At 70.1% G+C, this 18,495-nt stretch carries 20 protein-coding genes and 1 pseudogene; 14 read left to right on the top strand and 7 right to left on the bottom strand.

Annotated elements, in window-relative coordinates:
• Window positions 1-170 precede the first annotated feature (170 nt).
• From KUM03_RS00785 to KUM03_RS00775, 3 genes and pseudogenes are all read left to right on the top strand, one after another.
• Window positions 171-917: pseudogene (locus KUM03_RS00785) on the top strand (GPP34 family phosphoprotein); the annotation flags it as partial.
• A gap of 160 nt (window positions 918-1,077) precedes the next feature.
• The gene (locus KUM03_RS00780) at window positions 1,078-1,935 is read left to right on the top strand and encodes a helix-turn-helix transcriptional regulator (RefSeq protein ID WP_217244858.1); all 858 of its coding nucleotides are present in this window, start codon (window positions 1,078-1,080) and stop codon (window positions 1,933-1,935) included.
• Between the two features lie 176 nt (window positions 1,936-2,111).
• Window positions 2,112-2,303 carry a DUF397 domain-containing protein gene (locus tag KUM03_RS00775; RefSeq protein ID WP_217244857.1) on the top strand — a complete coding sequence of 64 codons (192 nt, stop codon included), beginning with the start codon at window positions 2,112-2,114 and terminating at the stop codon, window positions 2,301-2,303.
• Between the two features lie 88 nt (window positions 2,304-2,391).
• On the opposite strand, the gene KUM03_RS00770 is transcribed toward KUM03_RS00775, so the two are convergent.
• From KUM03_RS00770 to KUM03_RS00760, 3 genes are all read right to left on the bottom strand, one after another.
• Entirely contained in the window at window positions 2,392-3,252 is an 861-nt protein-coding gene (locus KUM03_RS00770) for a MerR family transcriptional regulator (RefSeq protein ID WP_308406218.1), read from the bottom strand.
• 74 nt (window positions 3,253-3,326) lie between these two features.
• A complete protein-coding gene (locus tag KUM03_RS00765; protein WP_254398625.1) occupies window positions 3,327-3,848 on the bottom strand; it encodes a glutathione peroxidase in 522 nt (173 codons plus the stop codon).
• Window positions 3,849-3,857: 9 nt separating this feature from the next.
• Window positions 3,858-4,856: a helix-turn-helix transcriptional regulator gene (locus tag KUM03_RS00760; RefSeq protein WP_217244855.1), complete on the bottom strand. Its 999-nt coding sequence runs from the start codon at window positions 4,854-4,856 to the stop codon at window positions 3,858-3,860.
• Window positions 4,857-4,949: 93 nt separating this feature from the next.
• Between KUM03_RS00760 and KUM03_RS00755 the strand changes: the two genes are divergently transcribed.
• Window positions 4,950-6,167: an MFS transporter gene (locus KUM03_RS00755; protein WP_217244854.1), complete on the top strand. Its 1,218-nt coding sequence runs from the start codon at window positions 4,950-4,952 to the stop codon at window positions 6,165-6,167.
• A 153-nt stretch (window positions 6,168-6,320) separates the two neighbouring features.
• Window positions 6,321-7,433 carry a PP2C family protein-serine/threonine phosphatase gene (locus KUM03_RS00750; RefSeq protein WP_217244853.1) on the top strand — a complete coding sequence of 371 codons (1,113 nt, stop codon included), beginning with the start codon at window positions 6,321-6,323 and terminating at the stop codon, window positions 7,431-7,433.
• Window positions 7,434-7,491: 58 nt separating this feature from the next.
• Here the strand turns inward: KUM03_RS00750 and KUM03_RS00745 are convergent, their stop codons facing one another.
• On the bottom strand, window positions 7,492-8,385 hold the full coding sequence (locus KUM03_RS00745; RefSeq protein WP_217244852.1) for a virginiamycin B lyase: 894 nt from the start codon (window positions 8,383-8,385) through the stop codon (window positions 7,492-7,494).
• A gap of 149 nt (window positions 8,386-8,534) precedes the next feature.
• Between KUM03_RS00745 and KUM03_RS00740 the strand changes: the two genes are divergently transcribed.
• The gene (locus tag KUM03_RS00740) at window positions 8,535-10,178 is read left to right on the top strand and encodes an MFS transporter (RefSeq protein ID WP_217244892.1); all 1,644 of its coding nucleotides are present in this window, start codon (window positions 8,535-8,537) and stop codon (window positions 10,176-10,178) included.
• Here the strand turns inward: KUM03_RS00740 and KUM03_RS00735 are convergent.
• Window positions 10,175-11,074 (bottom strand): LysR family transcriptional regulator, encoded by a 900-nt coding sequence (locus tag KUM03_RS00735; protein ID WP_217244891.1) that lies wholly within the window; start codon window positions 11,072-11,074, stop codon window positions 10,175-10,177. The genes KUM03_RS00740 and KUM03_RS00735 overlap by 4 nt on opposite strands.
• An 80-nt stretch (window positions 11,075-11,154) precedes the next feature.
• On the opposite strand from KUM03_RS00735, the gene KUM03_RS00730 reads away from it, so the two are divergent.
• Together KUM03_RS00730 and KUM03_RS00725 are read left to right on the top strand one after the other, a co-directional pair.
• Complete coding sequence (locus KUM03_RS00730) at window positions 11,155-12,228, top strand: EamA family transporter (protein ID WP_254398623.1); 1,074 nt, start codon at window positions 11,155-11,157, stop codon at window positions 12,226-12,228.
• Complete coding sequence (locus tag KUM03_RS00725; protein WP_217244851.1) at window positions 12,119-12,787, top strand: NAD(P)-dependent oxidoreductase; 669 nt, start codon at window positions 12,119-12,121, stop codon at window positions 12,785-12,787. The genes KUM03_RS00730 and KUM03_RS00725 overlap by 110 nt, the downstream gene beginning before the upstream one ends.
• Before the next feature lie 531 nt (window positions 12,788-13,318).
• On the opposite strand, the gene KUM03_RS00720 is transcribed toward KUM03_RS00725, so the two are convergent.
• Window positions 13,319-14,074, bottom strand: a complete 756-nt coding sequence (locus KUM03_RS00720; RefSeq protein ID WP_217244850.1) for a GntR family transcriptional regulator — start codon at window positions 14,072-14,074, stop codon at window positions 13,319-13,321.
• Between the two features lie 79 nt (window positions 14,075-14,153).
• Here KUM03_RS00720 and KUM03_RS38045 point away from each other — a divergent pair, with 79 nt between their 5' ends.
• The 5 genes from KUM03_RS38045 to KUM03_RS00705 all read left to right on the top strand — a co-directional run bounded on the left by KUM03_RS38045 (window position 14,154) and on the right by KUM03_RS00705 (window position 16,216).
• Window positions 14,154-14,432 carry a hypothetical protein gene (locus tag KUM03_RS38045; protein ID WP_224291030.1) on the top strand — a complete coding sequence of 93 codons (279 nt, stop codon included), beginning with the start codon at window positions 14,154-14,156 and terminating at the stop codon, window positions 14,430-14,432.
• Window positions 14,433-14,444: 12 nt separating this feature from the next.
• A complete protein-coding gene (locus KUM03_RS00715) occupies window positions 14,445-14,756 on the top strand; it encodes a hypothetical protein (protein ID WP_217244849.1) in 312 nt (103 codons plus the stop codon).
• Between the two features lie 199 nt (window positions 14,757-14,955).
• Window positions 14,956-15,180: a hypothetical protein gene (locus KUM03_RS38040; protein ID WP_308406217.1), complete on the top strand. Its 225-nt coding sequence runs from the start codon at window positions 14,956-14,958 to the stop codon at window positions 15,178-15,180.
• 8 nt (window positions 15,181-15,188) lie between these two features.
• Window positions 15,189-15,920 (top strand): GntR family transcriptional regulator, encoded by a 732-nt coding sequence (locus tag KUM03_RS00710; RefSeq protein ID WP_217244890.1) that lies wholly within the window; start codon window positions 15,189-15,191, stop codon window positions 15,918-15,920.
• Entirely contained in the window at window positions 15,917-16,216 is a 300-nt protein-coding gene (locus KUM03_RS00705) for a hypothetical protein (protein WP_217244848.1), read from the top strand. Before KUM03_RS00710 ends, KUM03_RS00705 begins: the two co-directional genes overlap by 4 nt.
• Window positions 16,217-17,094: 878 nt before the next feature.
• Here the strand turns inward: KUM03_RS00705 and KUM03_RS00700 are convergent.
• Window positions 17,095-17,400 (bottom strand): hypothetical protein, encoded by a 306-nt coding sequence (locus KUM03_RS00700; protein WP_217244847.1) that lies wholly within the window; start codon window positions 17,398-17,400, stop codon window positions 17,095-17,097.
• Window positions 17,401-17,439: 39 nt separating this feature from the next.
• Between KUM03_RS00700 and KUM03_RS39150 the strand changes: the two genes are divergently transcribed.
• Window positions 17,440-18,216, top strand: a complete 777-nt coding sequence (locus KUM03_RS39150; RefSeq protein WP_374225241.1) for a pentapeptide repeat-containing protein — start codon at window positions 17,440-17,442, stop codon at window positions 18,214-18,216.
• Window positions 18,217-18,495: the final 279 nt, after the last annotated feature.

The raw sequence follows: 18,495 nt of genomic DNA, 5'->3' as shown, positions 1-18,495 counted from the left end.
CGCTACCGAACCCGTACCGAAACCATGTACCAGTGTCCTGTGTACGGGTGGAACCCACGCGGTAGACGAGAACGACATACCTACTGGTTCCACTACGAAGCGGTCACGCACCCTCGACAGACCAATGTGAGAGGGGTCACCCTGTCTGTCATCCACGCGGGGAGGCATGGATGGGCAGGAGCCGCAGAACACTTCCGGAGGAGCTTCTGCTGCTGGCGTTGGACCCGACCACGGGTACCACCGCGCAGCCGCAGTCGCTCGACCTCGGTCTGGCCGGAGCGCAGCTGGTGGAGCTGGCGCTGGCCGGACGTATAGCCCCAGACGGGGATCGTATCGCCGTGGTGGCCCCACGGCCGACAGGAGATCCAACACTGGACTGCGCGTTGGAGTTGCTGCGAAGGCGCGGCGCTCCCGTACGGGCGGTCAACTGGATTGGCGGACCCCGCCTGGGGCTGCGCCAGACCTACCTCTCGCATCTGGAGCGATGCGGCATGGTGCATGCCGTGGAGGGCCAGATGTGCGGGGTGCTGCCGACGACTCGCTACCAGGCGACGGACACGGCGATCAGCAGGGAGATCAAGGCCCGGCTGGACTCGGCGATCCGCACCGGCGTACCGCCGGACCCGCGGACCGCGGCGCTCGCCGCGCTGGCCCACGCGGTCGGTCTCGGCAAGCACCTCTACCCGGGCAACGAAGGTCGCTCGTCACGGTCCCGGCTGCGGGACCTCATCAGGCACGACCCCATGGGCGGCCTGGTGGCGCACGCGGTGATGGACGTCCAGAACGGCGCGGCGGCCCAGCCACGCCGCAGTCCGGCACCGGCCGGCCGCCAGGCCGCGGGGCCGGGCGCCAGGACGGCCCCGGAACCCGCCCGCGGTGTTCCGGCGCAACCACGCCACGGCACCATGGCCCGCGCGGCCATGTGGCGGCCAGGTGTGCGGGTGGCGCCCCGAACTGGCGTGTACGCGGCGCATATCGACCGTTTCCCAGCGGTGGAAAGCACCTTGGTGGCAGTCTGCTCAGCAGCAGATACGCAAAGTGGCAGGTATGAGTCACGCAGCCGGAGGTGCACGTCCCGTGGCGTCCAATGTCAATCCCACCGTCAGGCGGCGCCGGCTGGGCCAGGAGCTGCGCCGGCTCCGTGAGCTCAAGGGCATGACGGCAGAGGAGGTGGCGGAGCGGCTGCTGGTCTCGCAGTCGAAGATCAGCCGTCTGGAGAACGGCCGGCGCAGCATCAGCCAGCGCGACGTCCGCGACCTGTGCGGGGTGTACGAGGTCGAGGACCAGCGGATGGTCGACTCGCTGATGGAGATGGCGAAGGACTCCCGCCAGCAGGGCTGGTGGCACGCCTTCGGCGACATCCCGTACAGCGTCTACATCGGCCTGGAGACCGACGCCGAGTCGCTGCGGACCTACGAACCCCAGATCATCACCGGTCTGCTGCAGACCCGGTCCTACGCCGAGGCGCTGATCCAGGGCGCCCTGCCCGAGACGCCGGTCGCCGACGTGGAGAAACGCGTACAGGTCCGGATACGGCGTCAGGAGCGCATCACGGCGGAGACCAACCCGCTGCGGCTGTGGGTGGTCCTCGACGAGGCCAGCCTGCGCCGGGTGGTGGGCAGCAAGCAGGTGATGCGCGAGCAGCTGGAGCACGTCGCCGAGATGTCGCAGCTGCCGCACATCACCGTGCAGGTGCTGCCGTTCGACGTCGGGGGGCACCCCGGCATCAACGGTCAGTACTCGATCCTGGAGTTCGCCGACACCGCCGATTCCAGCGTCGTCTACATCGAGGGCGTCACCAGCGACCTGTACCTGGAGAAGGCCCCGGACGTGCAGAAGTACACGGTGATGTACGAGCACTTGCGGGCGCAGGCCCTCAACGTGGACGAGTCCCGGCGGCGCATCGAGGATGTGGCGAAGGAGTACGCCCGCTGACGCGGTGGCGGATGTTACAGCCCTGGTGCGCAGTACAGGAAGAGTCACCTGGAATATGCCACCCGGTCGGGTGAATGGCTGCTCCGTACGGCGAGGTCAGCGAGTAGCGTCGATCACGCCAAAGATCAAGCGTCATTGGCGTGAACCACACTCAGCGACTCACCATCGGAGCAGACATGGCAATTCTCCAGGGCGCCCAGGAATCGTGGACCAAGTCCTCCTACTCCGGAGGAAACGGCGCGTGCGTCGAGGTCAAGTCGCCGGTCGTGGCGGCACTCGCCGTCCGTGACTCCAAGGTCCCCGGGGGGCCGACGCTGGCCTTCCCCGCCGACGCGTGGAACGCCTTCGTGACCTCGGTCAAGGAGTAACGGCTCCACGCGCCACCCGGCAGTACCGCCGACGGAGCCCTCTCGACCAGTTCGCCGACCTTGCCGAGAGGGCTCTGTTCAGTTCGGCTCAGCTCACGGGGAACGCGATGTCGCACACCGGGTCCCCGGGGCCCGCCGCCTCCCAGTCGGCGAAGTACACCTCACGGCACGGCCCCGCCACCGTCAGCCCCTGGGCCGCGATCCACTCCTCCACCGCCTCGAACGCGGCCAGGATCTGCGGATGGGCCACCTGAGCCTTGGTGATCCGGGTGCAGGCCAGCCGCTGGGCCGGCTCCACCCGCACCCGTGTCTGCCAGGCCCGCCCCCGCTCCTCGCACCACGCCCGGGCCGCCGCCTCGTCGGCGACCGGCACGCACGACTCGGCCGGACCGTCGCTCTCCTCCGACACCTCGGAGTGGTACACGACGAACGGCGCCGCCGTCACGCCCCCGCAGCTCCGCGCCGCCTCCTCCAGCCGCCCCAGCGACGCGCCGATCCAGGCCGGCAGCTCGTCCGCCAGCGTGTGCCGGGTCTCGCTGATCACCACCTGCCCGGGCACGTCCACCGTCTCGACCACGAACTTCCCGTTCATCCCGGAACTCCTTCCAGAAAGGCGTCCACGGAGGTAGTCGGCGAGCGTCCGCTGCCCGGCCACCCGGGCCTCGACCCCGGACCAGTAGGCGTCGAGCAGTTCGGCGCCGCCCGGCCCGTCCGCGCGCACCACCTCCGCGACCTTCGCCAGCGGCATGTCCAGTTGGCGCAGCAGGGCCACGAGCCGGGCGCGTTCGACCTGCCCGGGTCGGTAGTAGCGGTAGCCGGTGACCTCGTCCACGTGGTCGGGCACCAGCAGGCCCATACGGTCGTACAGCCGAAGAGCCTTGGCCGACAGCCGGGCCCGCGCGGCGAACGCCCCGATGGTCAGCAACCCGTCGTCGTGTTCGTCGTCCACGCCGTCATCCTCCGTCACCGGGCGGTCCGTTCCGCCCGGCGACGGAGACGCTCGGGCCTGCCCCAGGGGCAAGGTCAACCCGCCAGTCGCTCCTCCACGGCCGCCACGACCTCGGCCGCCTCCGGCTCGGTCTGCGGCGCGAACCGGGCGGCGACCTTGCCGTCCCGACCGATCAGGAACTTCTCGAAGTTCCAGCGGATGTCCCCGCTGTGCCCCTCGGCGTCCGCGAAGCCCGTCAGCCGGTCGTACAGCGGATGCCGGCCCTCCCCGTTGACCTCCGCCTTCTCCGTCATGGGGAAGGTGACGCCGTACGTCGCCGAACAGAACTCGGCGATCTCGTCGGCGCTGCCCGGCTCCTGCCCCATGAACTGGTTGCACGGCACGCCGAGCACCGTGAACCCCTGCTCCGCGTACCGCTCGTGCAGCCGCTCCAGGCCCGAGTACTGCGGAGTGAGCCCGCACTTGGAGGCCACGTTGACCACCAGTACCACCCGGCCCGCGTACTGGGAGAGGTCCGCGGACCCGCCCTGGAGGGCACCGATCTCGACGTCGAGGGGAAGACTGTCGTTGTCACGCGCGTTCTGTGAGGTCGTCATGGGCGGATGCTAGCCCCGCAACATGTCCCGTGCCCCGCCCGCCCGCGGTCCGCTCGACTCGACGAGCACCTCCCCTGCAGCCGTCCGCGAGTACAGCACCGACCGTCCCGCCCGCCGTCGCCGCACCAGCCCCGCGTCCAGCAGCACCCGCAGGTGCCGCCCGACCGAACCGAGCCCCTGCCCGGTCAGGCCGACCAGCTGGCTGGTGCTCATGGGCGAGCCGAGCAGCGTCAGGACGCCCGCGCGGGCCGGTCCGAGCAGCGCGCCGAGCGCGGCCGGCACGTGCCGGGCACCGTCGTCCGCGAGGGCACCCGCGCACGGGTAGACCACCGCGTACCGCTCCGGTTCCTCCCACGCCACCCAGCCGTGCCGCTGCGGAGTGACCGGTACGAGGACCAGCTCGGCGCCGGACACGTCGCGGGGCGGGTAGGGGTTCGGGTTGATCTGGAGCCGGCTGTCGCCCAGCCAGCGGGTGCCGGGCCGCAGGGCGTCCAGCACGGCCGCCCAGCCGCCCCGGCTCACCTGCGCGGTCCGCGCGACCACATCGGCCTCCAGGACCCGGCGGCGCCGGTCCCAGTACGGCCGTACCGCCTCGGCCCAGACGTCCTCAAGCAGCGCGGCGGCCCGCTCGGGCAGGTCGTCGCGGTCCAGGGCGGCGGGCAGCGGGCCCCCGAGGGAGACGGCCAGGTCGGCGCGGGCCCGTTCGGGACGGGTCGCCCGGACGCGGGCGACGCCCTCCTCGAAACTCTCGCCCTCGGCCGGGGTGGGGGTGAGGAAGTCGGCGATCCATTCCCGGCCGACGCCCGAGCGGACGAGCAGCCCGGTCACCGGGTCGTCCGCCAGTCGGCGCCGGTGCGCGGGCAGGTGGGTGCCGAGCCAGGCCCGTTCACCGGGGTGCGCGGCCGCACCGGCGTGCAGCAGTTTCAGGCACGCGAAGGTCTCGGCGAGCGGCGAGACGACGAAACGGCTGCGGGCGAGCGTGTCGGCGTTGACCTGCCACCAGCCCATGCGGCCCCCGTTCCGTTCCCTGTTCCGTTCCTGATGTTTCGCCTCCGCGCGAAACGTTAACGGCCGTCCCGCGCCCCGCCCCAGACTCCCCGCATGCCGGACACGCCCCGCAAGAGCTACACGGACCTCTTCCGAACGCCCGAGTTCAGCCCCCTCTTCCTCTCCTCCTCCGCCAACGTCGCCGCCCAGACGGTGAGCGGCCTGGCGCTCGGCACGCTCGTGTTCCGGGCGACGGGCTCGCCGCTGCTGTCGGCGCTGAGCATGTTCGGCCCGGCGCTCGCCCAGGTGCTGGGGGCCACGTTCTTCCTCTCCGGCGCGGACCGGCTGCCCCCGCGGGCGACGCTGGCGGGCCTCTCGCTGGCCTTCGCCGCGGCCACCGCGGCGCTCGCGCTGCCCGGCCTGCCCATCTGGGCGATGCTCGCCGTCGTCCTCGTCGAGGGCCTGATCGCCTCCCTCGGCGGCGGGGTCCGCTGGGGCCTGCTGAACGAGATCCTCACCAAGGACGGGTACCTGGCGGGACGCTCGCTCTTCAACATGATGAACGGCGTCACGCAGATCGCCGGCTACGCGGCCGGCGGAGTCCTGGTGACCGTGCTGTCGCCGCGCCTGTGCCTGCTGCTCGCGGCCGGCCTCTACGGAGCGGCGGCCGCGCTCGCGCTCCTGCTGACCCGCCGCCCGCCCCGCGCCGCCGGCCGCCCCTCCGTGGCCGCCACCTGGCGCGCCAACGCCCGGCTGTGGTCCGCCCGCCCCCGCCGCCACGTCTACCTGGCCCTGTGGATCCCGGGCGGCCTCGTCGTCGGCTGCGAGTCCCTGTACGTCTCCTACGACCCCCGCGCCGCGGGCACGCTGTTCGCCTGCGCCGCGCTGGGCATGCTCGCCGGGGACGTGACCGTCGGCCGCCTGCTGCCGCCCCGGCTGCGCCCGCGCCTCGGCGTCCCCCTGCTGGTGCTGCTGGCCGCCCCGTACCTCGCCCTCTTCCTGCGCCCGCCGCTGCCGGTGACGGCCGTACTGGTCGCCCTGGCCTCCGTCGGCTTCGGCGCGAGCCTGGTGCAGCAGGAGCGCCTGGTCGCCCTCACCCCGGACGAGCTGACCGGCCACGCCCTCGGCCTCCACTCGGCCGGGATGCTCACGGCGCAGGGCCTCGCCGCGGCCCTGGCGGGCACGGTGGCCCAGTTCACCTCCCCGGCGACGGCGATGACGGCGACGGCCCTCGTCTCCCTCGCGGTGACCCTCACGCTCACGGTGGTGAGCCGCCGGGACGCGGGGGCGGACGGCGGGCTGCTGCCGAGGCGGGTGCCGGAAGCGGCGTGACCGCCGGGCCCGTCAGGCCGCTCGGCCTCGATTGGGTTAAGGACCGCCCGGTGACTCCTGCGCGATCAGACCCTTGCATAGGCTAAGAGACTGGGGAGGGACGCCTGAGAACAGGAGAGGGCGGCTCTTGAGCGCTGCGACACCGGAGTAGTCATGACCGTGAAGAAGTCGCCGTCCAGTTCCACGATGCTGGCCTGGATGCCCGTGGCGGCCATGACCGTGGTCGCCGTAGTCGACCTCACGGCCGGTCCGGACGTGGGGCTGCTGCCGCTGGTGTCGCTGGGGCCGGCGTTCGCCGGGCTGGTCGGCGGCTGGCGGCGCACGGCGGTGATCGGGCTGGCCGCGCTGCTGCTCTGCCTGGGCCTCGGCCTCTACAACGGGCTCTTCGACCAGCCTCGTGGCTACACCGCCATGGTGTCGGTGGCCGGCGTCACCGGCGTCGGCATCGCGGCGGCCGTGGCGCGTTCGCGCCGGGAGGCGGAGCTGGCCAGCGTCCGGTCGATCGCGGAGGCGGCGCAGCGGGTGCTGCTGCGCCCGGTGCCGCTGACCGCGGGCCCGCTGCACGCGGCCGTCTCGTACACCTCGGCGCTCGCCGAGGCCCGTATCGGCGGTGACCTGTACGAGGTGGTGGCCTCGCCGCACGGCGTCCGGGTGATCGTGGGCGACGTGCAGGGCAAGGGTCTGGCCGCGGTGGAGACGGCGGCGCGGGTCCTCGGCGCCTTCCGGGAGGCGGCGTACGACGAGAAGGACCTGGTCAAGCTCGGCGAGCGGCTGGAGCGCAGCGTCGCCCGGGAGCTGGAGGACGAGAAGTTCGTGACCGCGATCCTCGCCGAGATCGGCCACGACCACCAGGTCGTCCTCCTCAACTACGGCCACCCGGCCCCGATGGTCGTCCACCCCGACGGCACCGCCGACTTCCCGGAGCCGCCCGCCTACGCCCTCCCGCTGGGCCTGTCCGCCCACGGCGGCCCCGGCCCGGACCCCTTCCCGGTGCCCTTCGTCCCCGGCGACCAGCTGCTCCTCTACACCGACGGTGTCACGGAGGCCCGGGACGAGGAGGGCGGCTTCTACCCGCTCGCCGAGCGCGCCCACCTCCTCAAGGATGCCGACGTCCACCGCGCGCTGGACGCCCTGCGCGAGGACCTGGTCCGGCACGCGGCCGGACCGCACCACGACGACGCCGCGATGCTGTTGCTGCGCTACCAGGGCCACGCCGGCGCCGGACCGGCCGCCGCCGTCGCGGCCGCTGCCGATCCGGCCGGCTGAACGGACCGGTGGGTCTCGGGCCGGTGGGTCTCGGACCGGTGGGTCTCGGACCGGTGGGTCAGGCGCTGACCTCGATCCTGGCCAGGGAGCCGGATTCCAGGGCGCACCACAGGGCGCCGTCGTGCGGGGCGATGCCGTGCGGTTCGCTGTCGGAGCGGGACAGGGCGTACGAGGTGACGACCCCCTCGACGGTGATCCGCCCGACCCGGCCGCTGCCCCACTCGGTGAACCACATCGCCCCGTCGGGCCCGGCGACGACGGCGTGGGGCCGGCACGCCGGGTCGGGCAGCGGGTACTCGGTGATCTCACCGGCCACGGTGATCCGGCCGATCCGCCCGGCCCCGATCTCCGTGAACCACAGCGCGCCGTCCGGCCCCGCCGCGATGCCGACTGGCGCCGCGCCTCCGGTCGGCAGGGAATGGACGGTGCGGGTGCCGTCGGTGGTGATCCGTCCGATCGCGTCGTGCTGGTTGAGGGTCATCCACAGGGCCCCGTCCGGGCCCGCCGTGATCGCGGACGGAAAGGCGCCGGGGGACGGGTACTCGGTGACCTCGCCGTCCATGGTGAGGCGGCCGACCCGGTCGGCGGCGGTGAGCGTGAACCACATCGCCCCGTCCGGCCCGGCCGCGATCCCGAACGGTCCGCCCGCCGGCGTCACCGGCGTGAAGGAGGAGCAGGAGCCGTCGGGCGCGATCCGTCCGATGCGGTGCGCCCGGTACTCGGTGAACCACATGGCCCCGTCCGGACCCGCCGCGACGAGGGTCGGTCCGGCCCCGACCGGGTGGACGGTGACGCTCCCGTCGCCCGGGTCGCGGCGGGCGACGGCGCCCTGGTGGACGAGGGTGAACCAGAGGGCGCCGTCCGGCCCTTCGGCGAGGGCGTAGGGGCCGGAGCCCCGGCCGCTGACGGCGAACTCCCTTACGGCTGCGGAGACTTCCCGAATCTCATTCATCGGCAGCAACTTTACTCCCGGCATACTCGCCCAATCGACGCGGAATTACCACAAACGTGCGACCGCCCACGGGGCGTGACGACCCGGCCCCGAGGGTGCCTCCGGATGCGACGCCACCCGGACGGACGCAGACTGACTGAGTGAGCGAAATGCGCACCAAACGGGGTGAGCCGGCCCCCGGTTCGGCCCGCGCCGCCTCCCAGCCGCTGGCACTCGCGGCCATGATGTTCGCGGTGGCGATGACCTTCATCGACCAGACCATCGTGTCGATCGCGGCGCCCGACATCGTCTCCGAACTCGGCCTCTCCACCACGGGCATGCAGTGGGTGATCAACGCCTACCTGCTGGCCCTGGCCGCCTTCTTCGCCCTCGGCGGCCGCCTGGCCGACCTGTGGGGCCCACGCCGCGTGGTCGTCGCGGGCACCCTGATCTTCGTCATCTCCTCGGTACTGTGCGGCTGCGTACCGGCCGGCGACTATGCCCTCACCTGGCTCATCGTCTTCCGCGCCACCCAGGGTCTGGGCGCCGCCCTGCTCTTCCCGGCCGCACTCGCCGTGGTCGTGGCGGTGTTCCCCGTCGAGCGCCGTGGACGCGCCCTCGCCCTCTTCTTCGGCGTCACCGGCGCCCTCACCGCCGTAGGTCCCCTGCTCGGCGGCTGGCTGACGGCCTGGACCTGGCGGGCGATCTTCTGGGTCAACGTCCCCGTGGCGATCATCGCCCTGATCCTCACGGCTCTGGCCCACGTCCCCGGCCGCCGCCGCGAGGAGACCCTGGACGTGCGGGGCGCCCTGCTGATCGTCGCCGGCATGGGCCTGAGCGTCCTCGGCTTCCAGCAGGCGTCGGCGTGGGGCTGGGACAGCGCGGCGACCTGGGCCTGCATAGCCGGCGGCCTGGCCCTCCTCTACGCCTTCACCCGCTACGAACTCCGAACCCCCGCCCACCCCCTGATCAACCTGTCCGTCTTCCGCGACCGCGGCTTCACCACCGACACACTCGTCCTCTTCTTCGCGATGCTGGCCTTCGTCCCGGTCTTCTTCTTCGCCTCGGTCTACGCCCAGGTCTCCCTGAGCGCGTCCCCCAACCAGGCCGCCCTCTACCTCCTCTACTTCTTCGCCGGCTTCGCGATCGCCTCCCAGTGGGGCGGCCGCATCCTGGACAAACGCGGCGCCCGCCCGGCGATGAAGATCGGCTGCGCACTGGGCGCCGCGGGCTTCGCCCTCTGGGCGGGCAAACTCACCGACCTCTCCATGCACGACCAGTGGCCCTACGCCGCACTGGCCGGCGCGGGCATCGGCTTCATCCTGGCCCCGGCCTCGACGGACGCGGTCAACCGCTCGATCGACGCGTCCTACGGCGAGGTCACGGGCATCACCCAGACCGTCCGCAACTACGCGGCGAGCGTGGGCCTGGCCGTCTTCGGCACCGTCCTCACCCACACCATGACCGACCGGGTCACCGAAACCCTCAGCACCCGCGGCGTCCCCCCGGGCACGGACCACTCCGTCGCCCGCGACGTGACCCAGGCGATCACCGGCAACGCGGACACCCGCACCCCCAGCGGCGACGGCACCCTGGAGACGACGATGCGGGAGGCCATGCCCGCCATCCGCATGGACTTCGCCGAGGCCAACCAGTGGATCTTCTACGGCATGGCCATAGCCCTGGCCATCGGCTACTTCTGCGCACTGCGGCACCCGGGGGGCCGGGTGGCCCCACAGGACGGCACGACCCCGGCGGGGCCACCCGGCCCCCCGGACAGTGCCCGAGCATCCCGGCCCGAGAACGACGCCTAGGACACTGCCGACGGTGCTCCCACTCCGAGGACGTCGAGCATCGCCCGGGTGGCCGGGCTGGGGTTGAAGCGGCTCCACACCAGGTACTCGGTCCGACGCGGTCCGTCGACCACCGGGACCAGCACCAGGTCGGGGTTGTCAGCGGCCCGCGGTCGGATGAACGCCGACGGCAGCAGCGCGATGCCGAGCCCGCGCGCGATCAGCTGGGTGATGAGCTCCACGACGCCGGCCTCGTAGGCGACGTCGCGCATCAGGCCCGCGGCGGCGAACGCCTGGTCGGACTGGGCCCGGGCGGGCGTCCCGCTCACGAAGTCCACGAACGTCTCTTCGGCGATCTCCTGCAGCGTGACCCGGGAAACGCCCGTCACCCAGTGCCCGGTCGGCACCACCAGCACGTGTTGGTCGTGACCGAGGACAACGGTCTCCACACCGAAAGGCGGTTCGCTCTCCGGCACGCCGAGGAAGGCGATGTCCAGGTCGCCGCTCCGGACCGCAGCCGCCAGTTCATCGCTGCGTCCGGAGCGCAGGGCGACGCGGGCCTCCGGATGCCGGGCCCGGTACCGCTGCAGCAGCTCGGGTACGTCGACGGCGGCCGTCGTCACGATCACTCCGACGGCGAGCCGGCCGCGTACCGTGCCGGTCGCGGCCGCGGCATCGGCGGCCGCGCGGTCGGCGGCGGCCAGACACTCGCGCGCGCCGGCGACGAACGCGGTTCCCGCAGGCGTCAGTTCGACGCGCCTGCTGGACCGTGCGAACAGCTTGACCCCGAGCTCCCGCTCCAGGCCGGCGATCCGGTGGCTCAGTGACGACTGCACCACGAAGCAGCGCTCCGCGGCGCGGGTGAAGTTGCGGGTTTCGGCGACGGCGACGACGTAACGCATCTGCTGGAGATCCACACAGTCATCGTTCTGATTCATGGTTGCGATGACAAGCATGTGTTGGACTCATGGCGAGTCCGGTCCTGAGACTTCATCACATGGATACCTCGACCGAGCGGGCCCTTGGCCCGCCGCGGATCCCGTACGCGCCACAGTTGGCCACCGTCGCACTGACCGCACTCGCTCCCGCATCCTGGGGCACCACGTACGTGGTCACCACGGAACTGCTTCCGCCCGGGCATCCGCTGTTCGCCGGGATGCTCCGCGCCCTGCCCGGCGGGCTGCTCGCGCTGGCGCTCACCCGAGTGCTCCCGCGCGGGGACTGGTGGTGGAAGGCCACCGTCCTCGGCGCGCTCAACATCGGTGCCCTGTACCCCCTCTTGTTCGTCGCGGCCGAACGGCTCCCCGGCGGTGTCGCCGCCACCCTCGGCGCCACCCAGCCGCTGATCGTCGCGGGGTTGGCCGTCGTCCTGCTCCGCGTCCGGCCGACGGCCTGGCGACTGACCTGGGGCGTGCTCGGCGTGGTCGGCGTCGGACTCGTCGTACTGGGGCCGCAGGCCCGGCTGGACGCCGTCGGCGTCCTCGCCGGTCTCGGCGGTACGGCCACCATGGCCGCCGGGATCGTCCTCACCAAGCGTTGGGGCCTTCCCGCGGGGGTCGGTCCACTGGCCTTGACCGGTTGGCAACTGGCGGCGGGCGGACTGCTGTTGCTGCCCCTCACGCTCGCGGCCGAGGGGGCGCCGCCGCGCATCGACGCCGGAGCCGCCGGCGGATACCTGTGGCTCGGCAGCGTGGGCGGACTGATCGCGTCCACGCTGTGGTTCCGCGGCATCGGAAAGCTGTCGGTCGGCGCGTCCGCACCGCTGGTGCTGCTGTCCCCGCTCGTCGCGACCGTCATCGGCGTCGCGCTGGGCGAGTCACTGAGCGCGTCGCAGACCCTCGGCTTCGTCCTCGCCCTGGCCGCGTTGCTCGCGGCGCAGCTCAATCCCCCGAAACGCGGTCCTGGAAGACCGGACGGCCTGACCACCCCGCACGAGAAGGACGGATCCGATGAAGACAGGCATGACGATCGCCGTACTGGGCGCCACCGGGATGGTCGGCAGCCGGGTGATCAACGAGGCCAGTGCACGCGGACACCAGGTAATCGCCCTGTCCCGCAAGCCCGCGGGTGAGAATGCGGGCAACCCGAACGTGACGCCGGTCGCGGTCGACGCGAACGACTCGCACGCCGTACGCGAGGCGCTCGCGGGCTGCGCCTCCCACGGCGCGTCGGACGCCGTCGTACTGACCGTGCGGACCGTACCGGTCGACGAGGAGTTCCTGGTCGGCACCACCCGTAAGGTGCTGGACATCGCAGCCCAGCTCGGGGTCCGCGTCCTCGTGGTCGGCGGCGCCGGTGCGTTGCGCAGCCCCGGCGCTCCCGAGCTGCTGGTCGCCGACAACCCGGCGTACGTACCTGCCGACATCAAGGCCGTCGCCGCCGCCGGAATCGCTCAGCTGCGAACCTGCCAGTCCCACGCCGATGCCGACTACGTCTACCTGAGCCCACCGGCCCTGCTGGAACCCGGCGTACGAACCGGCCGCTACCGGCGCGGCACCGACACCTTGCTCGTCGGGGCCGACGGCCAGTCCTGGATCAGCGCCGAGGACCTGGCCGCCGCCGTGATCGACGAACTCGAGACCCCTGGCCCCGACCCCCTCATCACGGTCGCCCACCACGGCGAACGGTAGTGCCCCCGGCAGGCCCCTGGCAGGCGGGCAGCCGGGCGCTATGCGGCTCTGGACGGACTCGGTAGCTCCCTTGGCGGACCTTGCGGCACGTGTGTGGCATGGCTGCGATCACGGCAAAGGGCCAGTTCGAGGGGATCAAGCCCCTGAACCGGCCCTTAGTGCTGTGCCCCCGGCAGGATTCGAACCTGCGACACCCGCTTTAGGAGTTCGATCTACACCCGTCCCCGGGGCCGTCGGCGGCTGGTCCGGCGGTCGTCCAGGGGTGCTGCCGTATGCCGCCGTCCGGCCTCGTTGATGTCAGCGTTGGATGTCAGCGACACAGCTCCGGAACTGGGCAGACCTCCAATGCCTCCTCCGGCCGATCCGCCCACTGCCACCAGGTATGCCGGTCGATGCATCGCCACAGAGAGCGGCAGGCCCTCCGGCCGTCGTCGTCTCGCCTGGACAGCACGAGACCGCCGGACTTCAGTGGCTGGCCGCACTCGGGACAGAGCTGGGCGTCGTCGGCCATACGGCGAACCCTAGGCCGGGCTAGCGGTTGATCGGGATCTCGTAGACGATCTCGCAGTGAGCCGCGGGCACCACGATGTCCGCCGTTTCGACGGGCCTACCGTCGTCGCTGTAGTACGTCCGTCGGATGTGTGTGACCAGTGCGGCCTTCTGGATGCCGAGTAGCGACGCCTCCTCGGCGGTCGCCTGCCTCGGCTCCGGCTGCTCCACGGCGTGGCTGACCGTGATGCCGATCGCCGCCATGCGGTTCACGACGCCCGCCCCGGCGTGCGGCCCTCCCTCGGGGAGGACGACGAGAGTGCCGGCGGTGAGGTCGTACGGCTCCCAACTGGTCGAGAGCTGCACGGGCCTGCCGTCGGCCAGGAACTCGTACGCGGTTCGGATACACAGCTCGCCCTCGGCGATCCCGAGTCGGGCGGCGATTTCCGCCGGGGCCGGCACCTTGGCGTCGGTCCTGCTCTCCCAGTCGCCCTGCCTGCCGACGGCCTTCATGTCCGCCCGGAACGGCGACCCTTCGGGCTGCTCGCGCGCCGACGACCGCACCACACGTACGCGCTGCCGGGGCTCGGCGACGTAGGTGCCCGAACCGGCTCGGCCCTCCAATACGCCTTGGGAGATCAGCAGCTCCTGAGCCCTGCGGACGACGTTCTCGCCTACGCCGCACTCCTGGCCGATCTGCGCGCGGGAGGGAAGCCGGTCCCCCGGTTCCCACACATGCTCCGCGATCCGCTGCCGTAGCTCGTCGGCGATGCGGAGATAGGGCGGCTGCTCAGGCATATGGAAAATCTAGTCCACTAGCTCTAATCTAGTTAACTAGCTTCACTCAAAGTGATCGCCGAGTGACGGAGGCTTCCCTGTGCCCGCTTCGCGAGTGAGCGCGGAGGCCATCGCCGCCCGGTTATCGGCGGTCGGGCTCACCACACGCGTGGAGGAGCACGACCGGTGCACGTCGGTCGAGGCGGAGGTACCGGAATCGCTCTCCGCCGAGTCATGGCGGGAGGTCCTGGAAGTCCTGGCGGAGGCCGATCGATTCGGGCTCCACGCCACCAGCTTGAACGGCCGCACCCTTTGGGCGGTCGTACGCAAAGCGGCCCCCACGACGGGCGATGTCGGGGGACCGAGCCATCAGCGATAGGAGCTGAACAGCGTGCTCAACCGTATCCGCCGTGCCGTCTCGCTCGCCAGAGCGCGGTACTTCCCCAAGGGCAGGCATCGCCGCGCCTTAACGCCGTCCCGGGCGGCCGTGGCGACGCCTCCCGCGCTCGCCGTGGAACCACCGGCCGTCCCGGACTGGATGCCGGACACCGCTGACCGCCTTCACCTGCTCCTGGGCGAGGACAACGTGCTCGTCCGTCCGTACGTGTTGGCCTGGGAGCGGCAGCGTGCACGCCAGCGCTCGGTGGTCGTGGCGCCGCGACTGTCGGCTGAGGCGTTCTCGGCCCTGGCAGGTGCTCGCTGATGCCCCCTCGTCAACGCCTTCACGTTTCGGAAGCCGCGGCTGCTGCCTACCGGTCGACCGCTTGCCGGGTCGGCACTCACGCAATCTGTACGGAAGCGTCGCCATCCCTTGCGCCGGTCGACCTGCCGGTGATCTACGAGACGTGCGCCTGCCCCTGCCACCCCGCGCCGGACCACTCCACGCGACCGGCGGTGAAGCGGTGAGCCACTGGGCCCCTGGGTGTGCGCTGGCATCCAACGTCGAGATCACGGCGGCCACCGTTCTACGGGGCGACATCATCCAAGTCGGCGGTCGTGCATGCCGGGTGAGCGACCTCTTCCAGCTGCCCCAGGGGGCGAAGCAACTCCTGTTCGAGTCGGGAGAGCTGCTGACCATAAACGGGCGGACCCGGCTCGTCGCCGTGCGGATGACGAGAAGGCGGTGACGCAGTCCATGACGTCTCGCCGCCTCGTCGTCGCTGACGACCTGAGACGCCAGATCACGACCGGCCGCATCGGACCCGGTGAACGGCTCCCGTCTGAGTCCGCCTTGGCCGACCGGTACAAGGTCAGCACGGCCACACTGCGAAGCGCCCTCGCTGTTCTCCAGGGAGAAGGCCTCGTCGAAAAGATCCATGGCAAGGGCAACTTCGTCCGCCGCCCGCTGCGCAAGGTCACCTACGTCGGCGGGTGGGGCACGCTGGATCCTCGGACCGCCGCAGACGTGGACCTCCGTGTGACAGTCCGCACTACGGCACTCCCAGCGCTGGGCCACCTGACAGCGCTTCTCAAGGTGGATGACGGAAGCCCACTGACCGAATTCCTCCTACTCAGCTATGAGGGGGAGTCCCCACATAGCCTGGCCCGCGTCTACGTACCGCGAGACCTGACACCGACCACAGCGCTCGGCGACCGGCCGTCAAGGGAGTGGGCGGAAGCCAGCTTTTCTGTGCCGGATCCGCCGCCGGCCGAGGTGCACGAGACGGTGTGCGCCCGACTCCCTACGCCGGATGAGGCGTCGACCCTGCGGATCAACACAGCCTTGGCCGTCCTTGCGATCACTCGCGTTGCGGCAGACAGCACCGGGCGAGTCGTTGAGGCGGCACTACTCGTGTTCCCTGGGGATCGCGTCGACGCCGTCTTCAGTACCCACCACGTGATTGAAGAAAGGCAGGCGCACAGATGACGCCGCAGAACGAACTGCGACTCCTCCCGTGGTCGGGGCCGGACGGCAAGCCCTGCTACCTGAGCACCGATGACAGCGGCGGCTACATGTCCCGCCTGGCGGACAACATCGAAGCGGTACAGCTCGGGATGGCAACCGATCTTCTGGAGATGGCCGCGGGAGTCCTCGGCGACCAGGACGCTGGACGCGATGACCTGCGGCTCATGTTGACTGAAGTGACCCGAGCCCTACGAGACGTGGTCCGCGTGGCAACCAGCCGCAGTCACCTCCTGGCGGTGAGCGAACTCCAGTCCTAAAGGGCACGGTCAAGGCGGCGTCCCTGAGGTGGCCCTCCTGTCAGTGCTCAGAAGCCCGTCTACTGATCACCGGCTCCGCTGACCAGCGTGGCTGAAGAAGCCCACGGCTCTGACCAGTTCAGATGCCGTGGGCTGCTGTCGTTGCCGGCCAGTGTCGGGTGACCGTGGACGGCCGGGACGGCCCAGGATCCGCCCTCGGCTTCCACCGGCCAGAAGGCCACGACCTCTTCGTCCCGAAGCAACTTGGAGAGTGGTGCCGCCTTGGGCCGGTGCAGCGTTCACTCGCGCTGCCGGTCCGTAGACGTCCGCGGTTGTCCGCCGCTGTTCGCCGGCGTTGTCACGCAGTTAGACACTCACCCGGAGCACGGGATCAGCGCACCTCAGCTCAGTTCTCCGGGTGCAGGCGTAACCCTCCCAGTGCCGCAGATCAACTCAGGGAGCCCAGGTCAGAGCGGGTCATCCGCTGGCGCCGACTGTCAGCGTTGGTCGGCCTCGGACGGCCCAGCGACGGCCCAGAGGCTGAGCTGTGGCAATCACTGGCTGTTCGTCTGGCGCCCTGGTTCCCGGTCGTTCGGGCGCAGCAGGAAGGCACGGGCACTCTCGATGGAGAGGCCCGGGCGGCGTCTTGGCAGAAGTCAAGCTGGCCGATCCGACGCTCGACACCACCCAACCGCAAGATCTCTGGCACGCTCTCTACCGTGTCTGGATCACCCCTCACTTCGAGTCCTGTCCCTAGAGATGCCCATCGCACCCTGGGGCTTTGGTCTATTCGTCGAGCGCTGATAGTTTCCCTAATCGCCTCTGCGGCACTGCTGGCTTGCAGTTGGCTTTTTATCTCTTGGTTTTTGGGCTCACCCCCTAAGGCAAACCCAAAGCCGCTAGACACAGCCGCACAGCTGGAACTCTTGAAGCTCGTATTCGCCACAGTCGCTGGCGTGGGCGCCCTGGTCGCATTGGTCACCGCCTACCGGCGTCAGCGCTTGGACGAGATCGCTAGCGAGCGCGCAGAGCGAGTTCAGGCACACGCCGAAGTAGTGGCCGATGCCGCCATGCATGACGCGACTGAACGCAGAGTGACGGAACTCTATAGTCAGGCAGTAGATCAACTGGGGCACGAAAAAGCGACCGTTCGACTCGGCGGCCTTTACTCTCTTGAGCGATTGGCTCAGCAAAATGCGGAGCATCGCCAGGTAGTTGTTGAAGTAATTTGTGCTTACCTCCGAATGCCCTATACTCCACCTGAGCCCACTCGGGACGACTCCGCGGCACCACACCCGGATCCTGAGGCCCAGCAAGAGTGGCAAGTTCGGCGAGCCGCACAAGAAATCTTGGCTAAGCATCTACGCAAGAGCCCTCCCGGCAGCCGCCTCCACCGGAGCGCAGCCGCTCCGACAGACGTCCTCGCCTCGTACTGGCCGGGAGTCACCGTGAATCTACGCTCCGCCGTACTACTCGAAGTAGATTTTTCAGAATGCCACTTTATCGAGCCTGAATTCGAGGGAGCCAGATTCACTGGACAGGCGCGCTTTTCTGGAGCAACCTTCCATGGAACGGCTGGTTTCGCTCGCGCCAGATTCGACGGCTACGCCGCATTCGACGGCGCAGAGTTTTTCGGCCACCTGTTTTCACATGATGCAGCATATGAAGACATAGCGGACTTCAGAGGGGGCGCATTTCATCGTCAATTCTACTTGGCGCGAGAAGAATTCGCGGGCCAGGTGTGGTTTACTGACTCCGTATTTTACGCAGATGCCCGGTTCGTGAATCCCGCCTTCCCTGGGAGTGCGCCAATCTTTCATGCTGGAATAGATCTCACTAATGCAAGGGTGTTGAATACTTCGGAAGCGGTCATGCCGCCAACCGGGTGGACCGTCGAGGAGGGAGATACGAGTCGGGTAATCGTGAGCGAAAACGGCAATTCATCTTTGGGGGCTGCACGGAATCGCCGACCCCCTTACCCAAGGCAGGGGCAAACACCTGATCCACGTTGGACAAGTTAGGTCGCAGACTCCTTCTGGAGAATTCCACAAGGTCGGCGGAGCGGCTTTGGGCTGGAGCTGCTTTGGGGCGAGTGATCATGGCCCCGTAAGCTTCCGGCGCGTCGGGCAGTCTGTGGACCTGCCCGTTAAAGCACGACGTTGGGGCCATGATCTTAGAGGCTCGCCCCAAAGTGGCTGCCTAACTGGCTGTTCGCTATCCGCTCGCGTGGTCGGCGGGGTTCGAACAGCATGCTGATTCGGGTGAGTTGGCCGGTCGGCAGGCATGGAAGAAGGGCCTCT

It is taken from the genome of Streptomyces sp. AC602_WCS936 (genome assembly GCF_019049125.1).
Lineage (GTDB): Bacteria > Actinomycetota > Actinomycetes > Streptomycetales > Streptomycetaceae > Streptomyces.
This window is presented reverse-complemented; position numbering and strand designations above follow the sequence as displayed.